Raw genomic sequence first — 25488 nt, forward strand, 5'->3', positions numbered from 1 at the left:
AATGTAATGAGTTTAGAAACCCAACTCAACACTGATTTAAAGACGGCCATGAAGGCCCACGATAAGTTATCCTTAAACGTTATCCGGATGATGAAGGCAGCTTTGACCAACGAAAAGGTTAAGCAAGGCCATGATTTGACCCCTGACGAAGAATTAACGATCGTTTCCCGTGAATTGAAGCAACGTAAGGAATCCATGGAAGAATTCGCCAAAGGTAACCGTGATGACTTGGTGGAAGGCGTTAAGGCCGAAATCGCCATCGTCGAAAAGTACGCGCCTAAGCAAATGAGTGAAGACGAAGTGGCTAAGATCGTCGCTGACAGCATTGCTAAGGTGTCTGCTAGTGGCATGGGTGACTTTGGTAAGGTCATGGGTGTTGTGATGCCACAGGTTAAGGGCAAGGCCGATGGGGCTATTGTCAACAAGACCGTTAAGGCCCAATTAAACAAGTAAGTTTTACGAGAATCATCACGGTCGGACCGTGGTGATTTTTTTAACGAAGGGATCGGCGTGGCCTTGATCTACTGGCGACGACGCTATCGCATTGTGACGGTGGAGGCTGATTACTTTACGACCCACTGTATATGGGGAACGGCCTGAAGCTCCGGGATCAACTCGTGTTGACCCGGCACGTTGACGGCCAAATTGGTGAGGCACACAAAGGTTGTACGTCGAAAAACCGGTCTGGACCGGTGATTAACGTCAGTTATCGTCGCTTCTCTTGGATTTTCGCGCGGAATCCTTTTACAATCCCCGGCAGTATGCTAAAATTTGACTATTAGACACTAACTAAAAATAAAGGAGCCACCGTATTTGACTGAAAACACAACGATTGAAAAAGAATATATCTTGGCACGACCTGAGGACGAGGTTGCCTTACTGGGCGCGCAAGATCAGTTTGTCACCATCCTTGAAGAGGGATTGCAAGTGACCATTAAGCCCTTTGGTAATTCAATCAAAGTCTCTGGTGCCGCAGATACGGTTGATCAAACGCTGGCGATTTTAAGAAACATGAGCGACTTACTAGCTAAGGGCATCAAGCTCAATAGTGCCGACGTCATCAGCGCTATGAAGATGGCGGGCAAGGGCACGTTGACGTACTTTAAAGATTTCTACAATGAAACGCTGATTAAGGATGCGAAGGGGCGTGCTGTGCGGGTCAAGAACTTTGGCCAACGCCAGTACATCGATTCAATCAAGCATAATGACATTACGTTTGGGATTGGTCCAGCCGGGACTGGGAAAACTTTCTTAGCCGTGGTTATGGCTGTGGCAGCCCTCAAACGTGGTGATGTAGAGAAGCTGATCATTACGCGGCCCGCCGTGGAAGCTGGGGAAAGTCTGGGGTTTTTGCCCGGAGACTTGAAGGAAAAGGTTGACCCTTACTTGCGGCCCATCTATGATGCGCTGTATGCCATTTTAGGGGCAGAACATACGACCCGCTTGATGGATCGTGGGGTCATCGAAATTGCGCCGCTGGCCTACATGCGGGGGCGGACGCTGGAATCGGCTTTCGTCATTCTCGATGAAGCCCAGAACACGACCAATATGCAGATGAAGATGTTCCTGACACGATTGGGCTTTGGGTCCAAGATGATTGTCAACGGAGATATTTCGCAGATTGACCTGCCACACAACGCCAAGTCTGGGCTGATTCAGGCCCAGCACATTCTTCAGAACGTCGCGCACATTAACTTTGTGACCTTCAGTTCTGACGATGTTGTCCGGCACCCAGTCGTGGCTAGCATCATTAATGCTTACGAAGCCAACGATACTAAACCAAATGGAGCTAAAAAATAATGGATTTAGAGATTTACGATAAAACTAAAGATGGCGTGCCAGCAAAGCACGTGGACATGATTAAAGAAGTTTTGGAATATGCCGGGAAGTATCTTGAACTTGCCGAAAATACCGAAATGTCCGTAACCCTGATGAATAACGAAGACATTCATCGCATCAACAAGCAGTACCGTGGGGTTGACCGGGCAACCGATGTCATCAGTTTTGCGATTGAAGACGACGAAGAGGAAGATACTGATTTTCCATTAGTGATGGATCCTGAGATGGCTGCTGAGATTCCCGAAAACATCGGCGATATCTTTGTTTCCATGGATAAGGTCGCAGAACAGGCGGAATACCTGGGCCACTCCTACGAACGGGAACTCGGTTTTCTCGTGGTCCACGGTTTCCTTCATCTTAACGGTTATGATCACATGAAGCCTGAGGATGAGAAAGTCATGTTCAAATTGCAAGCCGATATCCTCGATGCCTATGGGCTCAAACGATAAGCGCAAGCAGACGGGAAAGAACCGGGCGTTCGTGCAGTCGTTAGGCCACGCGTGGGATGGCCTGCGGGCATTGTTTCATTACGAACGGAATTTCCGGAAGCACTTGGCAGTGGGAACGCTGGCGGTGATCGTCGGCATGATTTTAAGACTAACGTTAAACGAGTGGCTGTGGCTGGTGCTTGCCATCTTCTTGGTGTTGATCGCTGAAACGCTCAATACGATCGTTGAGGCTGTTGTCGACCTAGTGGTGGGCACAACCTATCACGATTTGGCGAAACGGGCCAAGGATGTGGCTGCCGGTGGCGTCTTACTTGCCGCGATATTTGCAATCATTGTCGGTGCACTCGTCATGCTGCCAGCGCTAAGTCGTTGGCTCTAAGTGGAGGAAAATATGGATAATCCAAATTATAAATCAGGCTTCGTGGCTATCGTTGGCCGGCCCAATGTGGGAAAATCAACGTTTTTAAACCGCGTGATTGGTCAAAAGATCGCTATCATGTCGGACACCGCGCAGACGACGCGGAATAAGATTCAAGGAATCTACACGACGGATGAGGCTCAGATTGTCTTCATCGATACGCCGGGGGTCCACAAACCTAAGAGTAAGTTAGGCGATTACATGGTACAGTCAGCGATGTCGGCGTTAAACGAAGTCGATGCTGTGCTGTTCATGATCAACGCTGCTGAAAAACGTGGTGCCGGGGATAACTTTATCATCGACCGCCTGAAGGGTATCAAGGCGCCGGTCTACCTGTTGATCAACAAGATCGATCAGATCCATCCGGACGACCTGCTGGCCATTATGGAACAATACAAGACGGCGTTGCCATGGAAGGCCGTCTACCCAATTTCCGCTCTCGAAGGAAATAACGTGGATGAATTTTTAGGCGATCTGGTTGATGAGATGCCGAATGGGCCGCAATACTACCCTGAGGATCAGGTAACCGATCACCCAGAACGGTTCGTGGTTAGTGAACTGATTCGGGAAAAGATCTTCATGTTGACGCGTGAAGAGGTGCCCCATTCAGTGGCCGTAGAAATTGAGAGTATGAAACAAAAGGATGAAGACCACGTTCACATCGAAGCGACAATTATTGTCGAGCGGCCAACCCAAAAGGGAATTATGATTGGCAAGGGTGGCAGCATGCTCAAGAAGATTGGGACGATGGCTCGGCGCGATATTGAACACTTGCTGGGGAGTAAAGTCTACCTGCAATTGTGGGTCAAGGTGCAACCGAACTGGCGAGATAAAGCAACGTTGTTGAAGAGCTACGGTTACCGCAAGGACGATCTATAAATCATCAGTGTTGAAAGAAAGCGGGGATGACGGTGGCACGTAACGTGACGGATTTTCACGGCATCCTGCTGTTTCGGCGCGATTATGCCGAACGGGACTTCCTGATTAAGTTTTTAACGGCAGAATTTGGTAAGAAAATGTTCCTGGTACGCGGTGCTAAGAAAAAAGGGTTCAAGATGGTTGCGGATATCCTGCCGTTCACGGTGGGGAGTTACGTAGGCGACATTGCTGACGATGGGTTGTCCTACATTCGCACGGCCAGAGAGACCAGTCAGTATCAGAATATCAGTGCGGATATTTTTAAAAACGCGTACGCTACTTATATCATGAGTTTGGTGGATGCCGCCTTTCCTGACAGTCAGCCGTTACCCGACTGGTATCACCGGGTTCAGCGTGCACTGACATTGATCGATGATGGCGTCAACGCGTCGATTGTAACCAACATTATGGAGATTCAATTGATGCCGGCTTTCGGAGTGGCGCCGCAGCTCCAAGGCTGTGCAGTCTGTGGCAGAAATGATCTGCCCTTTGACTATTCGGAAAGTTACGGGGGTCTGCTGTGCCAGCAGCATTGGCAGATGGACCCACGGCGGCTTCACCTAAATCAACGGACAATTTATTACCTGCGGCAGTTCTCGGTACTTGACTTGGACAAGTTACACACGATTAGCGTAAAGCCCCAAACGGAGCACGCGTTGCGGCAGTTGATGGATGAAATCTACGATAGTCAGATTGGGGTTCATCCCAAGAGCAAACGGTTCTTGGATCAGATGCAGTCCTGGTCGGCACGGTTGATGACGCCGCCGGCAAGTGACGCGCCTGAAACCGGAAATAGCCCTGAATCCTAGGGGATCTAAATGCATAAAAGTGTCAAACAATTCCTATCACGGGAGCTGTTTGGCACTTTTTGTTTGACAAGTTGGTGATTAAGAAGGGACAGGTTTAATGATTGGAAAGGCATTAAATGATGATTAAAGAATGGTCAATGATAAGAAAAATATTATCCACCACAGATAATAAAATCTGTGATGAATCTTGACAATCATAGCCGAGAATTGGGGCTTTCCAAAAGGTCTAGGCATGGAACACCCCAATCGCCTTAATAATAGAGTGAATCGTTTCTCCCATCGTTAATTGGCGATGCCTGGTAATTCACCTTATTCGTGCTACGATTGAAATATAAGAAAACTTATTAATCGGAGAATGTAGTCTTGCGCGATAACGGCGTGGAGAAAAAGGCAAAGGAAGATTAGGAATGCAGACGAAAAATCGTGAAGAGCGGGAGCATGAAAATAAAACACAATATCAGCTATTATACGCGGGTGTTACGCTAGTGGCTTTGAGTACGGGGCTCATGATCAGTGCACAATCCGCGCAAGCGGCAACGGGTACCGCTGAACCGGCTACAACAACGGTTAAAGATTCTGAAGGCGCAACATCTGGCGAAGTTGCTGCTTCAGCAAAGATTGCCGATGACACAATGAATGACACGTCTGGTGAAAATACGTCGCCATCTTCAGTTACGAGTCAAGCGTCAAGCGCTGCACCGTCGTCAGTAACCAGTCAAGCGTCGAGCACAGCTAGTGGGAAGCCGGCCGCTGCACAACAGCCATATCAGTTGAGCTCACTAATTGGGACAAGTCACGCAACAAGCGGCAAAGAAACGGTTGAAAAGCCAACGGAACCAGTACAAACATCGGTAACGACTACGACATCGCTTAAAATAAAGGTATCATCCATGGCCGTAAAGAATTCCAGAATGCTACCGGCGATGGGAGAATCATTGAGGCTGAATCAAGTTCGGCCATCCTCACGTTTGTTAACGCGAGCAGTGGCTGTTCCAACAAGTGCTGATACCACGACACCGGATGCGGATGGGTTCTCGTATGCCTTAAACAGCGAGGGCTATGGTTATATTATTACAGCGTACTCAGGTACGAGCAAGAATGTTGTGATTCCAGACACCCATACTGGGAGTGCAGGCAGTTTTAATGTGACGGAAATTGCTGATGGTGTCTTCCAGAACGATGGGATCAAGAGTTTAACTATGGGCGCTAATATCCAAATTATTGGAGAGGCTGCTTTTGAAAACAACCTATTGACTACGGTTGATTTTTCAAGGAATAATGGGTCACTATGGGATATCAAGGCCAATGCGTTTACTGGTAACAAGTTGGCGGGTGTATTGACGTTGCCACCGACTGTGACGCAAATTGGGTCCGCAGCGTTTGAAGGTAGTGAATTAGGCGACGGCTCCGGTAACCAGCTGTCTGGAATTGATTTTGGGAAGGGAACGGTGCCTGTTCAAATTAGCGATAAGGCATTTGCTTATAATGCGTTGACCAGTGTGATATTACCGAAGAAAACCTTATCTGTAGGGAAAAGTGCGTTTGCTTATAATGATCTGACCACAGTTGACTTAGGTGATGCCTTACAGACGATTGATATTGCTGCCTTTTTAAGTAATAAGATAACGGCCGTCAGCATACCTGAGACAGTAACAACGATTGGGAGCAATGCGTTCCAATACAATCAGATTGTTCAGCTTAATTTGAACAATGCGGATGGATTGACAACGATTGGCGAATCAGCTTTTGACAATAATTTGTTAACCAATGTTGTGATTCCAGATAACGTTAAAACGATTGGAACGGCAGCGTTCTCAACAAATAGTACGCTTACTCAGCTTACTCTCGGGAAGAGTGTTCAATCCATTGGCGACGCGGCCTTTGCTGGCGATGGTATCAGCGGAGAACTCTACATTCCAAATACAGTGATCACTATAGGTGATACGGCCTTTGCTGGCAATCAATTGACAGGATTAAAGCTCGGTGATGGGGCGTCTAAACTTGAAACTATCGGAAGTGCCGCCTTTACTGGCAATAAAACCTTAGCGGGAACTTTGGTGATTCCAGATAGCGTATCGTTTATTAACTCTGGTGCCTTCGCCGGGGATTCCTTGAATGCTATCGACTTTGGCAAGAGTACGGGAACGATTGGCGAGAGTGCCTTTTCTGGGAACAAGTTGACGGGGACTCTGATACTTTCGGATGGCATTCAGCATATTGGAACGGCTACCTTCGCTGGTAACCAGTTAACGGGACTCAAACTCGGAACTGACTTACTTACCATTGGGTCATCCGCCTTTGCTAAGAATCAGTTGATGGGAATGTTAGAGGTTCCCAATAGTGTAACGAATATTGGGGATTCAGCCTTCGCTAGTAATAATCTAGGTGGACTCCAACTGGACGGTACCGTAAATAGTGTCGGGATTGATGCCTTTGATGGTAACAATTTACAGAAGATTCAGGCAGTCCAACCGGTGAAAAATCTGGGGGACTACGCTTTTGACGGACAAAAAACGTTGGCCGTAACCGTTAGCAGGTCTGGTAATCAACTGACCGGGATCCGTGCTGCTATTACCAAGCAACTGCAACTGCAGAACTTCAGTCTCACGGATCCCATGGTTTTCAAGCTAGACGGTGCGATGGTTACATACGATCCAACCACTGATTCGCTAACTCTGCCGGCAAACTTTACGGCAACCAGCCTGACATTCTCACTGTCGAGTGGAACAACTGAGGATGCGACAGACCATTCTGGAAACTATGGGGTGGATGCCCTAACGCTGAGTTGGTCAACATCGGATAGCGGTTCCGGTACGACGACCCCAACGACGCCGACAAAACCAACAACTCCGTCGACGCCAAGCACACCAACGATTCCTAGTAAGCCAACTAAAAAGACTAAACCGGCCAAAACCTCACAAAAGAAGACGCCAGCTCGTAACGCTGAACAACGACGATCTAAAGGTGTGGATGTGAAACGCAAGGGTCAGCACGCAGCTGTTAGATTTGCCGGTTCCCCAGCATTCAATGGTACACAGCAGGGAACGATGACAGCTAGCTGGTCTTACGCGCAACAGGCGGCTATCGTAAAGCGCAGTTCTACCGCTAATAGTCAAAAGCGGCCGCAAACACACTTGCCACAAACCAATGAACGAACCACTTATTGGTCAGCGATTGGTGCGGCCTTGTTGGCTGTATTGAGTGTGTTCGGTTTGGGTGGACGACGCCGGCGTAATTAGATTGTTTGAAAATATGATATAGAATCACAGATTACAATGGTCGTCAGGACAAAATGACGACCATTTTTTTACGCTGATACTTGGCGAAGGCGAAATAAACTGATTCTGGTCAGATTAGTATTGTTGCTGTCGTTGAAGCGTTACGGATAGCGTTTAGAAGAGTGTTAATCAACGAAAAATCAGAAATGAAAGCAAACTGAAGGTATTTTAGGAAAGAAAACGTGAGCAAGCCTTCTAAAACTATACAGTTAGCTGTATAATAACCGTAGAGGTGATTCCATGAACGGTGATCAAATGATTTCTCGCAAGCTGGTCATTCTAGGCCGGCGAATCAGACATAAACGGAATTTGTTCGTTGGCCAGCTAGAATTGACTAGTGAGCAGGCCGATGCGCTACGGTTCTTCGAAGACTTTCCGCAGAGTACGATTACGGACTTTAAAGATCATCAGCAGATTACCCATCAAACGGCCCGCTTGATTGTAAAACGGCTGGTCAACCGTCAGTTATTGCGGTTAGATCCTAATCCTAACGATGGTCGTGCTAAATTGGTAGGGTTCACGGCGGCCGGTCTCGCCAAATGTCGGCAGTTGGATGCGCATATTAAGGATACTAGTCAGGCATTATTTACCGACTTTACACCGACCGAACAACAAGAATTATTAACGATGCTGGATCGTATCAGTCAGAATTTAGAAGGGAAATGAAGTCGTGTGAAGACCAGCTTATATACGAAGGATGTTAAATTAGTTTTAGCTGCCAGCTTCTTCTTCCTGATGAGTCCGATGCTGGTAAATCCGATCATCGCAGGATTTTCAAGTAACATTGGCGCTAACAGTGTGTTAGCCGGGGTCGTCGCTGGGATGATGAACTTGACCTCGCTGGTTTTACGGCCATTGGCGGGAAACCTAACTGACCGGTTTTCCAAGTACCGTTTAACCTTAATCGGGGGTATCTTAATTCTCATCGCTTGCGTGGGCTATGGCCTAACCACCTCGGTTGCACTGACGATGGTCTGGCGAGTCGTGAATGGCTTGGGCTATACGTTGTGCACGGTCTGCATGTCAACCTGGATGGCCAGCCTGTTACCGGCCGACCGGATTGGTGCTGGAATGGGAATTTACGGGATCGCCAATGCCTTGGGAATGGCGATTGGACCGGCCGTAAGTGTCTACCTCTATCACCACTTTGGTTATCGTAGTGTCTTTTGGGTCGCTGCAGTCTGTGTGACGCTTCTGCTCATTATTATTCAGTTCGTGGGTAATCGGAGCGTGCCGCACCCCGACTATCAGAAGAGCAAAGTGAAGCATCCTAAACTGCGACTGGTTCAACCAAAAGTCGTACCGGTTGCCGCGATTCTTTTACTCTTCTCACTGCCATACTTTGCGACACAGACCTATATCGTGAGTTACGTCGAGCATCGTGGCTTTGGGATTCCGGCCGGGGCCTTCTTCCCGGTCTACGCGTTGGTATTGTTGGCAATGCGATTGCTCTTGCGGGATGCTTTTGATCGGATTCCCTTTAGAAAATTTTTCTGGATCTGCCTGGGGTGTAATCTGATTGGCATCATTGGGCCAACAGAGATGACAAATTGGCTAATGCTGGCGGTGGGAGCCGTGGGACTCGCGGCCGGGTACGGCCTGATGTTTTCAATCTGTCAGGCAAAGTCGCTCACGCTGGTTCCAAAGTCCGACCGAGGTCTGGCCAACAGCACGTTTTACATTGGTATCGATCTGGGGATGACGCTCGGTCCCATGCTGGCGGGGGTCATCACGACTTATCTGCCGTGGGTCTGGCTCTATCCGGTGATGGCGATAACGCTGCCACTGCTGGTGGTGGTGTACTGGCGGAATCGACGGAGATTGGCATGACATTAACTTTCGATTTTGGGGTATCCAATAAGAGCATGATCACACGCTATGCGTGTCACCATGCTCTTACTTGAAACAATTGCTATCGACATCATCTAAACGGGAAGGGCTTAGGTCCTATTTGAGGAGTGACTGTGATGAATAAAATTGATCGGCGGGTTGTGAAAACACTACGATTGATCGACCAAACATGCTATGACTTACTAGCGACGACTGCTTTTGAACGACTGTCGATAGCGGAAATTTGTCAAGAAGCTGAGATTGGGCGCTCGACTTTTTACCAATACTATCTAGACAAGTACGATTGGCTTGAAAAACAAGTCGCGCGTTATACCGCTTCTTTTCAAGAATTAATGAATCAGCGACAGCTCGACTTTCAAGAAACCTCGTCACTGACACAATTGGTGAAGGGCTTGTTACCCGAACAACGGCGGCTACAAATATTATTAGCGATTCACGTTGATTCAGCAGATTTGACCCAAAATTTCCAGCGAATCTTGCAGGCCGCTCTACCCCAATACTTAGAGCAGCGATCGGTGGTCCTGCCAGTCCCTTTAGATTACCTTCAAGAGATTTACGCAGCGAGTGCCATGACGTATATCCGTTACGCTATTGAAAACGGGTTGGATGAACGTATCAGTTCCTTTATGAATCAGAGTTTTAAAGTCGTCCTCGCTGGATTAACTAAGCCAAAGTGATTGTATGGGGGGAAATCTGGGGATCATGATTGGTCAAGGTCTCGATAACCTGTGGTTCATGGGATTTCTGCTGAACCCAGGCGATAGATTCTAGTGCTTGGCGACGGTTGATGACGATTCCAGGGGTATAGAGGTGATCGATGGATGATTGTGCGTAGCCGGTGTCACTGGCTAGCAAAACCTCCTGACCAGATGTGCTGTGAATCAGGGTTGCAGCTAAGCCTCGGCTATGACCAGGTGTGTAGATGAATTGGACGGAGCCATCGTTGAAAAGATCGAACGATTGGTGGAAGGGCCCCAATTGACTGGGTTGAAAGGCAAATGTTTTGAGAGAAACGTTTTGCCACATTTTGGCAATATAACGGAGCTTGTCATGTTGTGCGGCTTGCCATTCGGGCGCGCTGACCAGAATATGTTGTGCATCTTTGACGAGGGGCAAGCCGCTAGCATGGTCACTGTGTAAGTGACTCAAGACGAGGTAGTCAATATCGGATGGTTGGTAACCGAGAGCGTGTAGCTGTTCGCGGATCGACCAACCATCTGGTAAGTAAGCTTTATTGATTTGCATTTGCAGGCCAAGTTCACGCCATTGGCTCGTTCGAACCAGTTCGTTCCAACCGGTGTCGATTAACAGCAGTCCCTTTGGATGCTCGATCAGATAGCTGGAGACGGGTAAGGTCACTTGATGAATATGGGAACGTAAGAGGCCGGTAAAAGCCAGGGGATTACGAGATTTGTCGTGAGTGGGAAGGCCGGCGTCGACTTGAACGAGACCGGTGTGGAGAACGTGAATTTTAATTTTTGTCATGGGAAGACTTCCTTTTCTGTAGTGAATAGGATCAGTATACGAGAAAAGTGATTATAATTTAAGATCAATTCACTACAGACTGTTAGATAACGAACGTGGCTTACTTAAATGCCTCATATACATGCGAATTGGAACGAAGGCGCTTGTATCTGATAATTTTAGAGTTAGACGGGCTAAATTCTGAGGAGCTTTTCCTTGAAACACATTGACATCCCCGCCCCAGACGGCTATCATAAAACACAGTTAAATAAGTCGATTACGATGAATGAGAGTCACATCAGTATTGGTCTAGCGAGTTCGGGGCAGTGAGAGCCGAACCCAAGTTGGTGTGAGTTGGCACATTCGGAGTCGTTTCCAAGTGAGCTGCTAGTCCTTGACTAGAAGTAGGGTGGAACCGCGAAATTAAAATTCGTCCCTACGTGAATTTGCCTTAGTGAATTCTCGTAGGGATTTTTTTGCGCGCTTATTTGTTTAATCGGTTGATCAGACCGTTGTTGGTTTGCATGTTATTGCGTCAATGGCGGCTGGTAACCACACAAGGAGGAACTGCACCCATGACAGAAAAACTGTCCATGCAAGCAATCATTTTAAAGTTACAACAGTATTGGTCCGCACAAGGCTGCATGCTGATGCAAGCTTACGATACTGAAAAAGGGGCCGGTACCATGAGTCCCTACACGTTCTTACGCGCAATCGGTCCAGAACCTTGGAACGCCGCTTACGTTGAACCTTCTCGTCGCCCCGCTGATGGTCGTTACGGGGAGAACCCTAACCGGTTGTACCAACATCATCAATTCCAAGTGGTCATGAAGCCTTCACCCGATAACATCCAAGAGCTTTACTTGAACAGTTTGCGTGAACTGGGTATCGATCCCTTGGAACACGATATTCGGTTCGTTGAAGACAACTGGGAAAACCCATCCATGGGTTGTGCCGGTGTTGGTTGGGAAGTTTGGCTGGACGGGATGGAAATCACCCAGTTCACTTACTTCCAAGTTGTTGGGGGGATGGAAGTTGATCCCGTGACCTCTGAAGTGACTTATGGGTTGGAACGGTTAGCTTCATACGTGCAAGACGTGAACTCCGTTTTTGATTTGGAGTGGGCCGATGGTGTTAAGTATGGTGATATCTTTAAGGAACCTGAATACGAACACTCCAAGTACAGCTTTGAAGAAAGCGATCAAGACATGTTGCTCCGCCATTTCGACGAATTCGAAGCCGAAGCGCAGAAGCAAATTGCCAATGGCTTGGTTCACCCAGCTTACGACTACATCTTAAAGTGTAGTCACACCTTCAACCTGTTAGATGCGCGTGGCGCCGTTTCCGTGACGGAACGGGCCGGTTACCTTTCTCGGATTCGGAACATGGCACGAGCCGTAGCACGGGCCTTCGTTGCTGAACGAAAGAAGCGCGGTTTCCCGTTGATCAAGGATGACAAGTTACGGGAAAAACTATTAGCTGATGAGGAGGCCAAATAATGGCACACACATTTTTACTTGAAATTGGGTTGGAAGAAATGCCCGCCCACGTGGTGACCCCAGCGATTAAACAACTGGTTAAGCGCACGGCAGATTATTTAAAGGAACAACGCGTGGATTACGATGACATCAAGCCATTCTCCACGCCACGCCGGTTGGCCATCCTAATCAGTGGCTTAGCTGACAAGCAAGAAGACATTAGCGAATCCGTTAAGGGCCCCGCTAAAAAGATTGCGCAAGATGCCGATGGTAACTGGAGTAAGGCTGCTATTGGGTTTACTCGTGGTCAAGGCCTGACACCCGAGGACATTACCTTTAAGAAAATTAAAGGAACGGAATACGTTTACGTCGACAAGTTTATTGCTGGCGAACCCGTTGCTGCCGTCCTGGCTGGCCTACGCGACATCATCATGGCAATGACCTTCCCAACCATGATGAAGTGGGGCACTCACCATTTCCAATACATCCGGCCAATTCGCTGGATGGTGGCCTTACTCGACGAGCAGGTCATTCCATTTAGCATTCTGGACGTGACGACTGGACGTAGCACGCATGGCCACCGTTTCTTGGGGAAAGAGATTGACTTGGCAACGGCTGCTGATTACGAAGAAAACTTAACCAGTCAATTCGTCATTGCCGATGCCGACAAACGTAAGCAATTGATTAAACAGCAGATCGACAAACTAGCCGCCGACAGCAACTGGACGGTCGATGTTGATGCTGGACTGCTGGAAGAAGTTAACAACCTGGTTGAATGGCCAACTGCTTTTGCCGGGAGCTTTGATGAAAAGTACCTGACGATTCCCGATGAAGTGCTGATCACGTCCATGCGCGACCACCAACGGTTCTTCTACGCTCGTGATGCCAGCGGTAAGCTTTTACCAGTCTTCATTTCCGTTCGAAACGGCACGGATCATGATCTCCAGAACGTGGTTGCCGGAAACGAAAAGGTGCTGACTGCTCGTTTGGAGGACGCCATGTTCTTCTACACGGAAGACCAGAAGAAGACGATTGCCGACTTTGTTGACCGGTTGAAGACCGTTAGCTTCCACGATAAGATTAGTACCATGGCAGAGAAGATGGATCGCGTAAAGGCGATCGTTGGCGTCTTGGCCAAGCACCTGAACTTAAACGATGCGCAGACCAAAGCTGCCCTGCGTGCGAGCGAAATCTACAAATTTGACTTGGTTACCGGTATGGTCGGTGAATTCGCCGAGCTACAAGGAGTCATGGGTGAAAAGTATGCCTTACTTGGTGGCGAAGATCCTGCCGTTGCCCAGGCGATTCGCGAACATTACGAACCCATCTCAGCCGATGGTGCACTGCCTGAATCTGTTCCCGGTGCCGTCTTGGCCCTGGCAGACAAGTTTGACAGTATCCTGACGTTCTTCGCTGCCGGGATGATTCCTAGTGGATCTAATGACCCTTACGCTTTGCGGCGTCAGGCAACGGGGATCGTGCGGATTGCTAAGGATCAGAACTGGGCCTTACCAGTTGCTGAATTGGCTAACGACTTCATTGCGGCTGAAACGGACGCAAAGGTTGCCCCAGAGTTGGACCAAACTAGCCAAATTCAAGCCGTCGTTGACTTTATCAAGGACCGGATTCGAAAGATCTTGCGTTCCGCTAAGCAACGTCACGACATCATTGATGCTGTAACGAACGGAAGTAGTAGTGATGTGTTACGGCTCTTCACGGCTGCTGACATTTTGGCTAGTCACGCTAACGATGACAATTTCAAGGCTGTTATTGAATCCTTGACGCGGGTCATTCGTTTGGCACAAAAGGCGCCAGCAGAATTAGTCAACGCCACGGTTGACGCCAAGCTGTTTGAAAACGACAGCGAAGGTGCCTTGGACCAAGGTGTTGCCGAAGTTGCTAAGGCCGCTGACAAGGGTTTGAACGACCTGTACGTTGCCTTAGCCGACATTCAACCTACGATTGCCGCTTACTTTGAAGCAACGATGGTCATGGACAAGAATGAAGCCGTTAAGAACAACCGTCTGACGGAACTCAGCAAGTTGGCGAACTTGGCCATGGGCTTGGGTGACTTGGACCAGTTGATCGTTAAATAAATCTTTTTAAATGAAGTTATTTTTGAGTCAGTTCCGATTGTTTGGAACTGGCTTTTTCTTGTCCGATTATTCCTATTTTCATATGAGTTGGCTTAGGGGAAACTACCTGTTCAGGTAACGACTGCTGATCAGCTGGGGTTAGACATTATCTGCCAGATGCGGGGTGCCAGAATAGAGTGACTCGCCGAAAAGAATAAAATCTTTAGCACACTAGCTGAAGGTTGAAAGTTCCAAAACACTCATTATGACTGTTGGCACAGCGATACTGGGCCTAAAATTAGGCAACGTTGCCAACCATCGCCTTACCGGCCGGCAAATATGGGCTGGAACGGTGCGAACACAGCTTGAAGCCTCGAAAGGTCCGAGTCTACAAGCTTGGTTTTCTACTAAGCCAGCGGGGAAATCACCCCTGACTAAGTAGAACGACGCGCCTGAGCCCATATCTGTCGACCTCTCGGCTTACTTGAGTGTCCTGAGGCGATGCCTATAGAAACGTTATTGATTTACGCTAAAACGTTAGCACTTATCTGGAACTCAACGTTTGAAATTGACGTGCACAATCAGAGCCGGAGGCGGCCAGAGATGGAGCTAGCCGTGTCGACGATGTTAGACCGGGCGATTCTTTCCCGGCCTTACATCGTGGGACGACCTGAGAGACGCCTGAACTTGGCGGCTTTCAGGCGAGCTGGAAGCCCGTCCTTTGGCTGGAGGCGTTCCCCACAGCAAGCAGAATCCCTGGCGGCCGGAGTGCGACTATTTCAACTAGTTTAATGGTGATAATCTATACTGTCGCAAGAGTAACATGAACATTTCATCTTTCAGCCTTCAGACACTAGTTAGTAAGTCGTTTAACTTTTATCCTGAGAGGTGGAGGTGTAAATTGGATATAAGGGTTTTTAAAGGGTCGAGTGAGCTATAAAAGTTGACAACGCCTCCATAGGTGGTATCATATATAGTGTATTTTTGCGCACGAATTCTAATTAAAGAGTCGCACTTTTCGGGTTTCCGGGGTGCGACTTTTCAAGGCTATGGTGGGCAAACGGGAACACGTAAGGGAGTGATTGGTTGGCGAAGATACCCGAAGACGTGATTGAAACGGTTCGGACGGCCACAAATATTGCGGACGTTGTCGGCCAGTACGTGCAACTGAAGAAATCCGGTAAGAATTTATTTGGTTTATGTCCCTTTCATGAGGAACGGACACCCTCGTTTTCCGTTTCGGAAGATAAGCAGATCTTTCACTGTTTTAGTTGTGGTCGGGGCGGCAACGTCTTCAAGTTTCTGATGGAGCTGGAACATGTAACCTTTCCCGAAGCCGTAGTCAAGGTGGCCGATTTCAGTCACGTTGACCTGGACAGTGAGTATCGGCAAGACGCTACGGGTCCCGCTGTAGATTCCAAGACAGGCCAACTGCTCGACTTACACGAGCAGGCTGCCAAGCTGTATCACCACATTTTGGTCAATACCGAGATGGGGCAGCCAGCCTTGGATTATTTGCACGACCGGGGGTTGACTGATGAGACGATTGCAGCTTATCAATTAGGCTTTGCGCCGGGTCAACGCTTGCTCAAACTATTCTTTGATCAGCGACAGAGTGACTACCAATTATTACGGCAGTCCGGGCTGTTCATTGAAAATGCGCAAGGTGAGTTGCGCGACCGCTTCACGGAGCGGATCATGTTTCCTCTGCGAAATGCTAGTGGACACGTGGCAGCCTTTTCTGGACGGCTGCTCAAGAAAGCTGACGACCAACCGAAGTATTTAAACAGCCCTGAAACCACATTATTTAATAAGAGCAAGCTGTTGTTTAACTTCGATTTGGCGCGACCAGCGATTCGACAGGCGGGAGAAGTTACGTTGTTTGAAGGTTACATGGATGTCATCTCGGCGACCCAAGCGGGTGTCAACAATGGGATTGCCTCCATGGGAACGAGTCTGACGACCGAACAGATCTACGCTATTGAGCGAACCACGGACAAGCTCAACGTTTGTTATGATGGGGATGAACCTGGACAGCGGGCTATCGATCGGGCATTACGGCTACTGGGCGAACACAGTCACTTGCAGCTCAGCGTGATTCAGCTTCCTGAAGGTCAGGATCCCGATGAGTATCGTCAGGCTCACGGTGATGAGGCGTTTCGGCAAATGTTGGTCTCTGCTAAGGAACCACCGCTGCGTTTTCAAATGCGCTTTTTGCGGCGAAACCGAGCATTGGAAACGGACAGTGAACGGCTGGAATACGTGAATCAAGTCATGCCGCTCTTGGCGCAAGTTAACGAGCCGGTCGAGTTGGACATGTATCTGAATCAGCTGGCTAGTGAGTTTCACATCGATAAGTCTGCGTTGGCCGCACAACTCAAGCAGGTGCAGCGGGATACCGCGGCTCAGCAAGAGCGTCAGCGCCCAAGTACACCGGCGCCCGCGCCAACTAATGCACCACCGGTCACTGTGCATCAACAGCAACGACCGCTGAATCGCTTGGAAAGGGCGGAGCGGAACCTGCTTTATCGGTGCCTGCACGACCGCAATGTCTGGGCGAAAGTGACCAGTATTGCTGATTTCAGTTTTGTACATGACGATTATCAAATTATTTATACCTTGGCCCAGGGCTATTTTCAAACGCATCAAGTGTATCAGACCGCGCAGTTCACGGACTTCATTCAAGAAGACCGCCTGCAACAGCTTGTGATTGATCTCGAGACAACACCGAATATGGCCGCGGCGGGAACCCCGCGGGAGATCGATGACTATTTAGCGGTGATTATGGATGAGGCGCCGGTCGAGGCGAAGCTCCGGCAGAAGAAAAATCAGCTGGCGGAAGCTTCACGACTAGGCGATGCCAACCAACAACGCCAACTCGTCGTTGAGATTGTGCAGTTGGAACGACAGCGCCAGGCGAACAAACAAGTTTAATCTAGGGGGTATTTTAATGGCAAAAAAGACCACGGATCAACCAATGTTTGATCAAAAAGCATACAACAAAACGGTGCGCGCTTTGATTAAAGATAACAAGAAGGCAGGGCACATCACGTATGATGACCTGTCTGACAAGGTCGCAACACCTTACACGCTGGATGCTAAGCAGATGGACAAATTACTCGAAACAATTTCCGACGCAGGGATCAGTGTGGTTGATGCTAAGGGTGAGCCAGACCCACGGGCCGTCAAAGCCCAAAAGGCCGTTTCAAAGAAGGAATTAAAAGATGCCGGCACGACGACCGGGGTCAAGATCAATGACCCTGTTCGGATGTATCTGAAGGAAATCGGCCGGGTCAACCTGTTAACGGCTGATCAAGAAGTTGCCTTAGCCTTACGAATCGAAAAGGGCGAAGAAGAAGCCAAGCAAGAGCTGGCAGAAGCCAACTTGCGGTTGGTGGTTTCCATCGCTAAGCGTTACGTGGGTCGGGGAATGCAATTCCTGGACTTGATTCAAGAAGGAAACATGGGCCTGATGAAGGCCGTCGAAAAGTTCGACTACCGTAAAGGGTTCAAGTTCTCTACGTACGCTACTTGGTGGATTCGTCAGGCGATTACACGGGCAATTGCCGACCAAGCACGGACCATTCGGATTCCTGTGCACATGGTCGAAACAATCAACAAATTAATTCGGATTCAACGGCAACTCCTCCAAGACTTAGGGCGGGAACCAACGCCAGAAGAAATTGGGGCTGAAATGGACATGCCAACGGAAAAGGTTCGTGAGATCTTGAAGATCGCGCAAGAACCCGTCTCCTTGGAAACCCCTATTGGTGAAGAAGATGACTCTCACTTAGGTGACTTCATCGAAGACCAGGATGCCACGAGTCCTGCCGATCACGCTGCCTACGAACTTCTGAAGGAACAGTTGGAAAGTGTCTTGGACACGCTGACTGATCGGGAAGAAAACGTCTTGCGGTTGCGGTTTGGGTTGGATGATGGCCGGACGCGGACTTTGGAAGAAGTCGGTAAGGTCTTCGGTGTTACCCGTGAACGGATTCGGCAGATCGAAGCCAAGGCTTTGCGGAAGTTGCGCCACCCTTCACGGAGCAAGCAACTGAAGGATTTCTTGGAATAATTTAATTGAAACTATGAAGGCCCTATCAGACTTTAGACGGCATGTCTAAAGTTTGATAGGGCTTTTTTTATTAAAAACTAAGCAGAAAACCTGCGATTTTAATCGCGTGATGAATGCCAGAATTCGACATTTTAAAACATGTGTTCCCCTAGAAGACTAAACATGTTATACTTAACCCAATCTACAGGGGAGGTATCCATTGGTTAAATTAGGGCGAACAATCAAGCTGAGACTCTATCTGGACACTAATCAAGCAGAACAATTTCTAGCGATGAGCCAGGAGTATCAACGATTAGCTAATATTGTCAGTCAATGGATCTTTGACCATGATTTTCAGTTGAACTGGCTAAAAATCAACCACCATCTGTACAAAATATTTAGACAAGAATCATCGCTCAATAGTCAGATGGTACAATCGGTCTTTCGCACGGTTGTCGCCCGTTACAAGACGGTCCAGGAACAAATGAAACAACATTCTTATCGCTACAAGGCAGCCGACAACAAGTGGATTCAAATTCCGCGAGACTTGACGTGGCTGGAAAAACCGATTGATTTTTGCCGGCCTCAAGCCGATTTGGTTCGTCAGAGTAATTATTCCTTCATCAATGGTATGACCCAGATATCCATCACCACCCTTGGGAAGCGAACGAAGCTAGCTTTTACCAATAAAGGTTTTGAAGACTACTTTCAGGGCGACTGGAAGTTAGGGACTGGCAAACTGGTCCACAACCAAGGAAAATGGTTCCTACATATTGGCATCACTAAGGATATCGCTGATTTTGACAAAGAAAATAGTCCCCAGATTGTCGGTATTGACCGTGGCTTGCGCTTCTTGGCCACATCATACGACCATCTGGGAAAGACTACTTTTTTCGATGGCCAGAAGATCCTACTTCGGCGGAAGAAGTTCTTGGAGAATCGGCGTCGCCTTCAAAGCAAAGGATCCAAGTCAGCCAAGAAGAAGCTGAAGCAACTGGCCCAACGAGAGAACCGCTGGATGACTGATGTGAATCATCGGTTGGCTAAGACACTCGTTGCATTATACGGTTCGCATACGGTTTTTGTTTTGGAAGACTTAACTAACGTCACCTTCAATACCGAAGACTTACCAAAATCCTTACGTAACAGCCATCGTTCTTGGGCCTTTTTCCAACTGGAAGCATTCCTAACGTATAAAGCGCAAGCGGTTCAGAGTACCGTCGTGAAAGTAGCCCCAGCATATACCTCACAACGCTGTCCAAGGTGTGGGCTAATTGCGAAGACTAATCGCCATCATGACACGCACGAGTATTGGTGTGCGCAGTGCCAGTATCGTTGTAATGATGACCGCTTGGGCGCAATGAATATTGAGATACTTGGACAGGAATGGTTGAGCGGTGTCAAACGACCAAAGATTCAAAAGCTAACAACTACCGGGTAAACCTGGTAGTTAAACGGGTAGCCGTCAATTACCCGACGATGTTGCCACTATGCGTAGGAGTACCCTAACAGGTATATTGGACTACTGTGTTGTAAGACACGTGAGCGACAAGCCTCTGAATTCATTCAGGGGCAATTGACCTGTCCGGCGTCATTGCGATCCTGCAGAAGTGGATCGCCAACGACCGTGACTTACCCGTGACCGAATCGGCGGTATTGATTCAGGGAATGGTCAGTGATGGCATTGCAGCACAATTACAGCGGTATCAGTAACTGGGAAACGATACGTTAGGAAGACAACGTGGTAATCTTAGTGGGGCTAATCCGAAACGGGTGGTCCTTTTTTTGGTGACAAAATGTGGACGGCAAAGATAGACGGTGTTGCTTGAAAAACGACAGTGGATCAGACAATCAGGCGCGTGCAGTGTTGCAAAAAAAGTTTCGCATACATAAACGATACATACTTTGAAAATGAAATGATAATAGAGCCGGAAATCGTGAGAGCTGGGGTCAGTGGCGATAAGCTGTGAGACTTTACCAAGCAGCTGATTGGCTAGGAACGGAAAAATTAAATTCACAAATAAAGATAGTTCCCAATGTACGTCGTTTATAGTATAGTGACATTAGTCCGTTGAAACCGTTTACAGTAAAAAGATATTTTGGGTGGTGCAATTTATCGGGTCAAAGGTCTTGAAAAAATCATTAAAGGGGATATAATGTATCTTGTTTAAAACTTAAGGGAGATAAGGGAAAGGAGGCATATTGTGAAGGCAAAACCGAGTTTGGAACAGGCCTTCTGCATTGTTGCGTTATTAGGGATTCAAGACCGAAAGATACCTCTACATAGTCGTCTTGTGGCGGAACGCTTGGACATTTCTACCAGCTATTTGAAGAAGATTGTTCAAAAATTATCGGCCGCTGAGATTGTGAAAACAGTTTCTGGTCGCGATGGTGGGATTGTTTTAACCAAAGATCCGTTGAAAATTACGCTCTTGGATATTTTCAATGCTATTGAAGGGACAACACCACTGGTGCACAATACGGGGTTGGCTTCGAAGGTATTTGGTCTAGATAAGAAGGAAGCTTTCATTCAGGCCTATCAGCTTGAGGATTTCAAAGACACGCAGCCGGTATCCAACGTACTTGCCGTATTTGCCCAGGCCGAAGAGAAGTTTCGGCAGGAACTTGCAACGTTATCCATCGGTGAAGTGATCCCGACCACTGCGGACCAGCCCCTCCAACTGGATTGGACCAAGTGGTTAACGCGTTAACCAGCAGAATAGAATAATCAAAAAAATTGAGCGGGTCGGGGTATGACCTGTTAGGTGGTTGGGAGTGGCCGCAATCGTCCACACGAGTGCGTTGCCGTGCTTTCTTGTTTTCAAAATGTCACGACTGAATAGCTGTAAGCAAACACCTAAAAATATCTAAAACCGTTAAGGAGGTTTCACCGTGCGCTGGATGAATAAACATTACGTCTGGAACGTTATTGGGTGGCTGGTCATTGTGATCTTAGCTATCGTGACGATTCCTAATATGAGTAAGTTGGTGGCGGATAAAGGGCAGATTACTGTTCCCAGCAGCTACCAAAGTACACGAGCAACAAATATGCAAGATAAATGGGGCCGCTCGCAACGGGGCACTACTGCCGTCGTGGTGGTCTTCAGTAATGGGAATGCAAAGCTGACCAGCTCGCAGGATACCCAAATTAACAAAACCATTAACCGAATCAAGAACAATAAAAGCAAATATGAAATTCGTTCGGTGACGGCAGCAAGCGACAGTTCTACTGCTGCCTCCCAGCTGATTTCTAAGGATAAGAGTACGCAACTCTTACAATTGAACGTGCACAAGTCATCAAGTCACTCGGTTGCTAGCATCCGTGACCAAATCACCAAGGTGGCGAAAACCAGTGGCGTGAAGACGTACGTGACGGGTGCCGATGTCTTGAATCAAGATTTCTCTGACGCCACGCAGGCTGGGGTACAGAAGACGGAAATTATTGCCGCCATCTTTATCTTTTTAGTCCTATGGTTAGTCTTCCGGTCGCCAATTACGCCACTCTTCTCACTGTTAACAGTGGCTGTCTCCGTGATTACATCCATTTCCGTGGTGGCTAATCTGGTTGACCGTTTCAACTTTCCATTTTCTAACTTTACGGAAGTCTTTATTGTCATCGTGTTATTCGGGATTGGGACCGACTACAACATCCTCCTGTATAACGAGTTTCGAGAGCGGTTGGCCAGTGGTAAGGATAGGTACACCGCCACGAGGGAGGCTACCCGGGTCGGTGGTCGAACGGTTCTGTACTCCGGCCTGTCCGTTTTAATTGGGATGAGTGTGCTGGGTTTTGCCAACTTCTCGCTGTATCGTTCAGCAGTTGGTATTGCCGTTGGGGTGGTGGTCCTATTAGCCGTACTCCTCACGCTGAACCCATTCTTCATGGCTATCTGTGGGCCGCACATGTTCTGGCCAATCAAGAAATTCCAGGGTGAAGGTGACAGCCGTCTCTGGCACGGGATGGCTAAACACGCCATGATCCGACCAGTGATTACGCTGATCTTGACTGGAATTGTCTTTATTCCTTTGGCGCTAACTTCTCACGGAACTTTGGATTACGATAACTTAGTAGAAATTGGTGATAACGTTCCCGCTAAGCAAGGGTTTAAGGTCGTCCAGAAGCACTTCTCAAAGGGAACTGCTGAACCAACGACCATCTACATTCAGAGCAAGAACAAGATGGATAATGAAAAGACACTGTTGATCGTTGACCGCTTAACGAAACAACTACAACAATCCGATGGTGTTAAGACGGTGGCTTCCGTCACGCAACCTGGTGGGAAAGCCATTAAGAAGCTCTATGTCCGCAACCAAATGAGTGATGTGACATCTGGGCTAGCCAAGGCGCAACAAGGTGTAAACAAGGTCAATAAGGGCCTGAAATCTGCGAATAGTTCGCTGAGCAAGCAAAATGTCAGTGGCGCTGTCAAAGATGCAAACACGTTAGCAACCGGGGCTAAGCAAGTCAGCACCGGGACGACACAGTTACAGAGTGCCATTTCTCAAGTTTCTACGGGCGTCAATTCGTTGAATTCTCAAGTTTCTTCCGCTTCTGGGGGCAAACAGGCCGCCCAGTTGGCCCAGTTGGAGGCCGCTTTGCCACAACTGAACGCCGCTATTCAGCAGTTGAATTCGCAGGTTTCAGCTAGTTCAACCAGTACTAGTGGCGTGACAACATCACTGACGACGATCAAGACCAGTACGCAAGACATCGCTTCACAGCTGGCGAAGCTGCAGAGTGCGACTTCTAATTTGCCAAGCATGGATGCTAGCACAGTCGCTGCAGCCTTCAGTGCGCAGGGCGTACCGTTATCTGCTGCTCAGAAGACGGTCATGGCCGGCATCCTGCAGAAGCAAAGTGCTGCGCAGAGTGCCTTAAAGACCACACTGAGCACGTCTCTGAAGCAAATCGGGAGCGATGCCACATCAATCGGTGCTGCGGATCAGAGTGTCGCTAGTCAATTGCAATCGCTACAGAGCTCCACGAGTCAGTTGCAAGGTGCCGTTGCCGAGTTGGCACAAAAGTCTAACGTGGTTCTGCCCGGGGCAGCAACTGCGCTACAGACGGCTAGCTCACAATCCAGTCAGTTGGCGAGTGCGACGAGTCAGCTGTCTAGTGCGATGTTTACCATCAATGGTAAGATGCCAACGCTGGTCTCTGGCGCGAACCAAGTCGCTGCTGGGAACCAAACCATGGCAGAAAAGCTGGCTGCGATGAGTAAGCAACTGACTGCTTTGCGGAAAGGCTTAACTTCCGCATCCAGTGGGCTGACACAAGTCTCCACCGGGGTGGGTTCGGCCAATGTCTACTTGAAGGGCTTGCAGAAGTCCGCGGCATCGTCGACCTTCTACATCCCAACGAAGCAACTGCATGGCAGTTCATTTAAGCCAGCGCTGAAGACTTACATGTCGCCCGACCGGAAGATCACGAAGATTACAGTCGTGCTGAACGATGATCCAAGTTCTGCAGCTGCCATGGCACGGCTACCGAAGTTGGAGAAGGTGGTCAACGGGGCTTTGGCTGGGACGAGTCTGAAGAACGCCGAAGTGGCATTTGGCGGGAATACGTCTCAAACCAATGACATTAACGACATGGCTTCCAGTGACTTCACGCGAACCGTTATTATCATGTTAGCCGGGATCTTTATCGCCCTGATGATTGTGACCCGTTCGCTGGTTCAACCGATCGTGATCGAAGGTATCTTGGTCGTCGCTTACTCTGGCGCCCTGACCATCGTTCACTGGTTGGTGGATCCACTGCTGGGGACCGACATGTTGACGTGGAACACACCGTTCTTCACGTTTGTCATGCTGATCTCATTAGGGGTCGATTACTCGATCTTCCTGATGCGGAAGTACCGTGAGTTCCTTCACGAACCGGGGGCTACCAGCACCAAGATGTTGCGTGCCGCAACGGTTATCGGGACAGTTGTTCTCTCTGCCGGGGTTATTCTGAGTGGCACGTTTGCCGCCCTGATTCCATCCGGGGTCATGACACTGATTCAGATTGCGTTAGCCGTGATCATTGGGATTATCCTGCTGGTCATCCTGCTCCCAATCGTGATGCCAGCCGTCATGAAGATTACCTATCCGTACCCTTATTCTAAGATGGCACGGGTACAAAATGAGGAAGATGAGGCGCAGGAGAAGAAGCGTCCCTTCCGGCGGCGAAGAAAATAAAAATTTTTAGAGTGATGCAAGGCACGACTCACCGATGCGGTGAGTCGTGTTTTTTGCACTGCACGTGTTGGAACTTAGAACGATTGCTGGTGTAAATGATACATGGGTGAACTAGCTATCGATTCCATGCAATGGTATACTGATAAGCATCGGAGAGGATTTTATGAATAAATTGGTTATCAGTACGGCGATTGCACTAGGCCTTGCGGGCGGCTTTGGTTGGGGAACCACAGCGCACGCGCAGACAAAGTGGACGGCGGGGACGCCCAAGCCGCTCAGGGGAACTTGGATGCAATATCGCGTCCAGCACAAGGGCAACGACACGACTATCTATTGGAATAACTTGATTGCGACGAAAAAAACGGTGTTTATCGCGACTGAATTCGGTAATCAGGCCTATGGCGGCAATCATGTTGGGTATCGTTTGCATCATGGGGTCTATCGTTTGCGGGATTACGACAGTAGCGAGAAGGTCTGGAACTACACCAAGATCACGCGGAGCGGTCAGAAGCTGACGCTGCAAGAATACGGTCGGCGGCGTGTCGGCAAGCCCTTTAAGCACGTAGCCGGACAAATCGCGCACCTGACTTACAATGCGAAGGTGAGTCGTGAAGCTTTGAATTCTAAATCATAAGTGTCTTAGACGTCGGCCTGTCCGGCGCCTTTTTTTCGTAA

Annotated in this window: 20 protein-coding genes; 19 read left to right on the forward strand and 1 reads right to left on the reverse strand. The window is 48.6% G+C overall.

Annotation, left to right across the window (positions count from 1 at the left end; translation table 11 throughout):
- The first annotated feature begins 6 nt into the window (after positions 1 to 6).
- The 10 genes from ACKTSF_RS02315 (at position 7) to ACKTSF_RS02360 (ending at position 10239) form a co-directional block, all read left to right on the forward strand.
- Entirely contained in the window at positions 7 to 453 is a 447-nt protein-coding gene (locus tag ACKTSF_RS02315) for a GatB/YqeY domain-containing protein (RefSeq protein ID WP_407886256.1), read from the forward strand.
- Positions 454 to 813: 360 nt separating this feature from the next.
- Positions 814 to 1800, forward strand: a complete 987-nt coding sequence (locus tag ACKTSF_RS02320) for a PhoH family protein (protein ID WP_407886258.1) — start codon at positions 814 to 816, stop codon at positions 1798 to 1800.
- Positions 1800 to 2288: an rRNA maturation RNase YbeY gene (gene ybeY / locus ACKTSF_RS02325; protein ID WP_407886260.1), complete on the forward strand. Its 489-nt coding sequence runs from the start codon at positions 1800 to 1802 to the stop codon at positions 2286 to 2288. The genes ACKTSF_RS02320 and ybeY overlap by 1 nt, the downstream gene beginning before the upstream one ends.
- Positions 2266 to 2667, forward strand: a complete 402-nt coding sequence (locus tag ACKTSF_RS02330; RefSeq protein ID WP_407886262.1) for a diacylglycerol kinase family protein — start codon at positions 2266 to 2268, stop codon at positions 2665 to 2667. Before ybeY ends, ACKTSF_RS02330 begins: the two co-directional genes overlap by 23 nt.
- Before the next feature lie 12 nt (positions 2668 to 2679).
- Positions 2680 to 3585: a GTPase Era gene (gene era, locus ACKTSF_RS02335; protein ID WP_020088523.1), complete on the forward strand. Its 906-nt coding sequence runs from the start codon at positions 2680 to 2682 to the stop codon at positions 3583 to 3585.
- Between the two features lie 26 nt (positions 3586 to 3611).
- Positions 3612 to 4433, forward strand: coding sequence for a DNA repair protein RecO (gene recO / locus ACKTSF_RS02340; RefSeq protein ID WP_407886264.1), 822 nt, complete (start codon positions 3612 to 3614; stop codon positions 4431 to 4433).
- Positions 4434 to 4840: 407 nt separating this feature from the next.
- A complete protein-coding gene (locus ACKTSF_RS02345; RefSeq protein WP_407886266.1) occupies positions 4841 to 7672 on the forward strand; it encodes a leucine-rich repeat domain-containing protein in 2832 nt (943 codons plus the stop codon).
- A gap of 279 nt (positions 7673 to 7951) precedes the next feature.
- The gene (locus ACKTSF_RS02350) at positions 7952 to 8377 is read left to right on the forward strand and encodes a MarR family winged helix-turn-helix transcriptional regulator (protein WP_407886268.1); all 426 of its coding nucleotides are present in this window, start codon (positions 7952 to 7954) and stop codon (positions 8375 to 8377) included.
- Positions 8378 to 8383: 6 nt separating this feature from the next.
- Complete coding sequence (locus ACKTSF_RS02355) at positions 8384 to 9541, forward strand: MFS transporter (protein ID WP_407886270.1); 1158 nt, start codon at positions 8384 to 8386, stop codon at positions 9539 to 9541.
- A 137-nt stretch (positions 9542 to 9678) separates the two neighbouring features.
- Positions 9679 to 10239 (forward strand): TetR/AcrR family transcriptional regulator, encoded by a 561-nt coding sequence (locus ACKTSF_RS02360; RefSeq protein WP_407886272.1) that lies wholly within the window; start codon positions 9679 to 9681, stop codon positions 10237 to 10239.
- On the opposite strand, the gene ACKTSF_RS02365 is transcribed toward ACKTSF_RS02360, so the two are convergent.
- Positions 10226 to 11047 (reverse strand): N-acyl homoserine lactonase family protein, encoded by an 822-nt coding sequence (locus ACKTSF_RS02365; protein WP_407886273.1) that lies wholly within the window; start codon positions 11045 to 11047, stop codon positions 10226 to 10228. The genes ACKTSF_RS02360 and ACKTSF_RS02365 overlap by 14 nt on opposite strands.
- Positions 11048 to 11601: 554 nt before the next feature.
- Here ACKTSF_RS02365 and glyQ point away from each other — a divergent pair.
- From glyQ to ACKTSF_RS02410, 9 genes are all read left to right on the forward strand, one after another.
- A complete protein-coding gene (glyQ, locus tag ACKTSF_RS02370; RefSeq protein ID WP_407886275.1) occupies positions 11602 to 12525 on the forward strand; it encodes a glycine--tRNA ligase subunit alpha in 924 nt (307 codons plus the stop codon).
- Positions 12525 to 14600 carry a glycine--tRNA ligase subunit beta gene (gene glyS, locus ACKTSF_RS02375; protein WP_407886277.1) on the forward strand — a complete coding sequence of 692 codons (2076 nt, stop codon included), beginning with the start codon at positions 12525 to 12527 and terminating at the stop codon, positions 14598 to 14600. The genes glyQ and glyS overlap by 1 nt, the downstream gene beginning before the upstream one ends.
- A 244-nt stretch (positions 14601 to 14844) precedes the next feature.
- Positions 14845 to 15021 (forward strand): hypothetical protein, encoded by a 177-nt coding sequence (locus tag ACKTSF_RS02380; RefSeq protein ID WP_407886279.1) that lies wholly within the window; start codon positions 14845 to 14847, stop codon positions 15019 to 15021.
- Positions 15022 to 15665: 644 nt separating this feature from the next.
- Positions 15666 to 17513 (forward strand): DNA primase, encoded by a 1848-nt coding sequence (gene dnaG, locus ACKTSF_RS02385; RefSeq protein ID WP_407886281.1) that lies wholly within the window; start codon positions 15666 to 15668, stop codon positions 17511 to 17513.
- Between the two features lie 10 nt (positions 17514 to 17523).
- The gene (gene rpoD, locus ACKTSF_RS02390) at positions 17524 to 18654 is read left to right on the forward strand and encodes an RNA polymerase sigma factor RpoD (RefSeq protein WP_407886576.1); all 1131 of its coding nucleotides are present in this window, start codon (positions 17524 to 17526) and stop codon (positions 18652 to 18654) included.
- 199 nt (positions 18655 to 18853) lie between these two features.
- Entirely contained in the window at positions 18854 to 20074 is a 1221-nt protein-coding gene (locus ACKTSF_RS02395; protein WP_407886283.1) for an RNA-guided endonuclease TnpB family protein, read from the forward strand.
- Between the two features lie 763 nt (positions 20075 to 20837).
- Positions 20838 to 21344, forward strand: coding sequence for an RrF2 family transcriptional regulator (locus ACKTSF_RS02400; RefSeq protein ID WP_407886284.1), 507 nt, complete (start codon positions 20838 to 20840; stop codon positions 21342 to 21344).
- Positions 21345 to 21525: 181 nt separating this feature from the next.
- Entirely contained in the window at positions 21526 to 24813 is a 3288-nt protein-coding gene (locus ACKTSF_RS02405) for an MMPL family transporter (protein WP_407886286.1), read from the forward strand.
- A gap of 163 nt (positions 24814 to 24976) precedes the next feature.
- The gene (locus tag ACKTSF_RS02410; RefSeq protein WP_407886288.1) at positions 24977 to 25447 is read left to right on the forward strand and encodes a hypothetical protein; all 471 of its coding nucleotides are present in this window, start codon (positions 24977 to 24979) and stop codon (positions 25445 to 25447) included.
- The last annotated feature ends 41 nt before the right edge of the window (positions 25448 to 25488 follow it).

Source organism: Levilactobacillus muriae, from assembly GCF_045862015.1.
GTDB classification, from domain to species: Bacteria; Bacillota; Bacilli; order Lactobacillales; family Lactobacillaceae; genus Levilactobacillus; species Levilactobacillus muriae.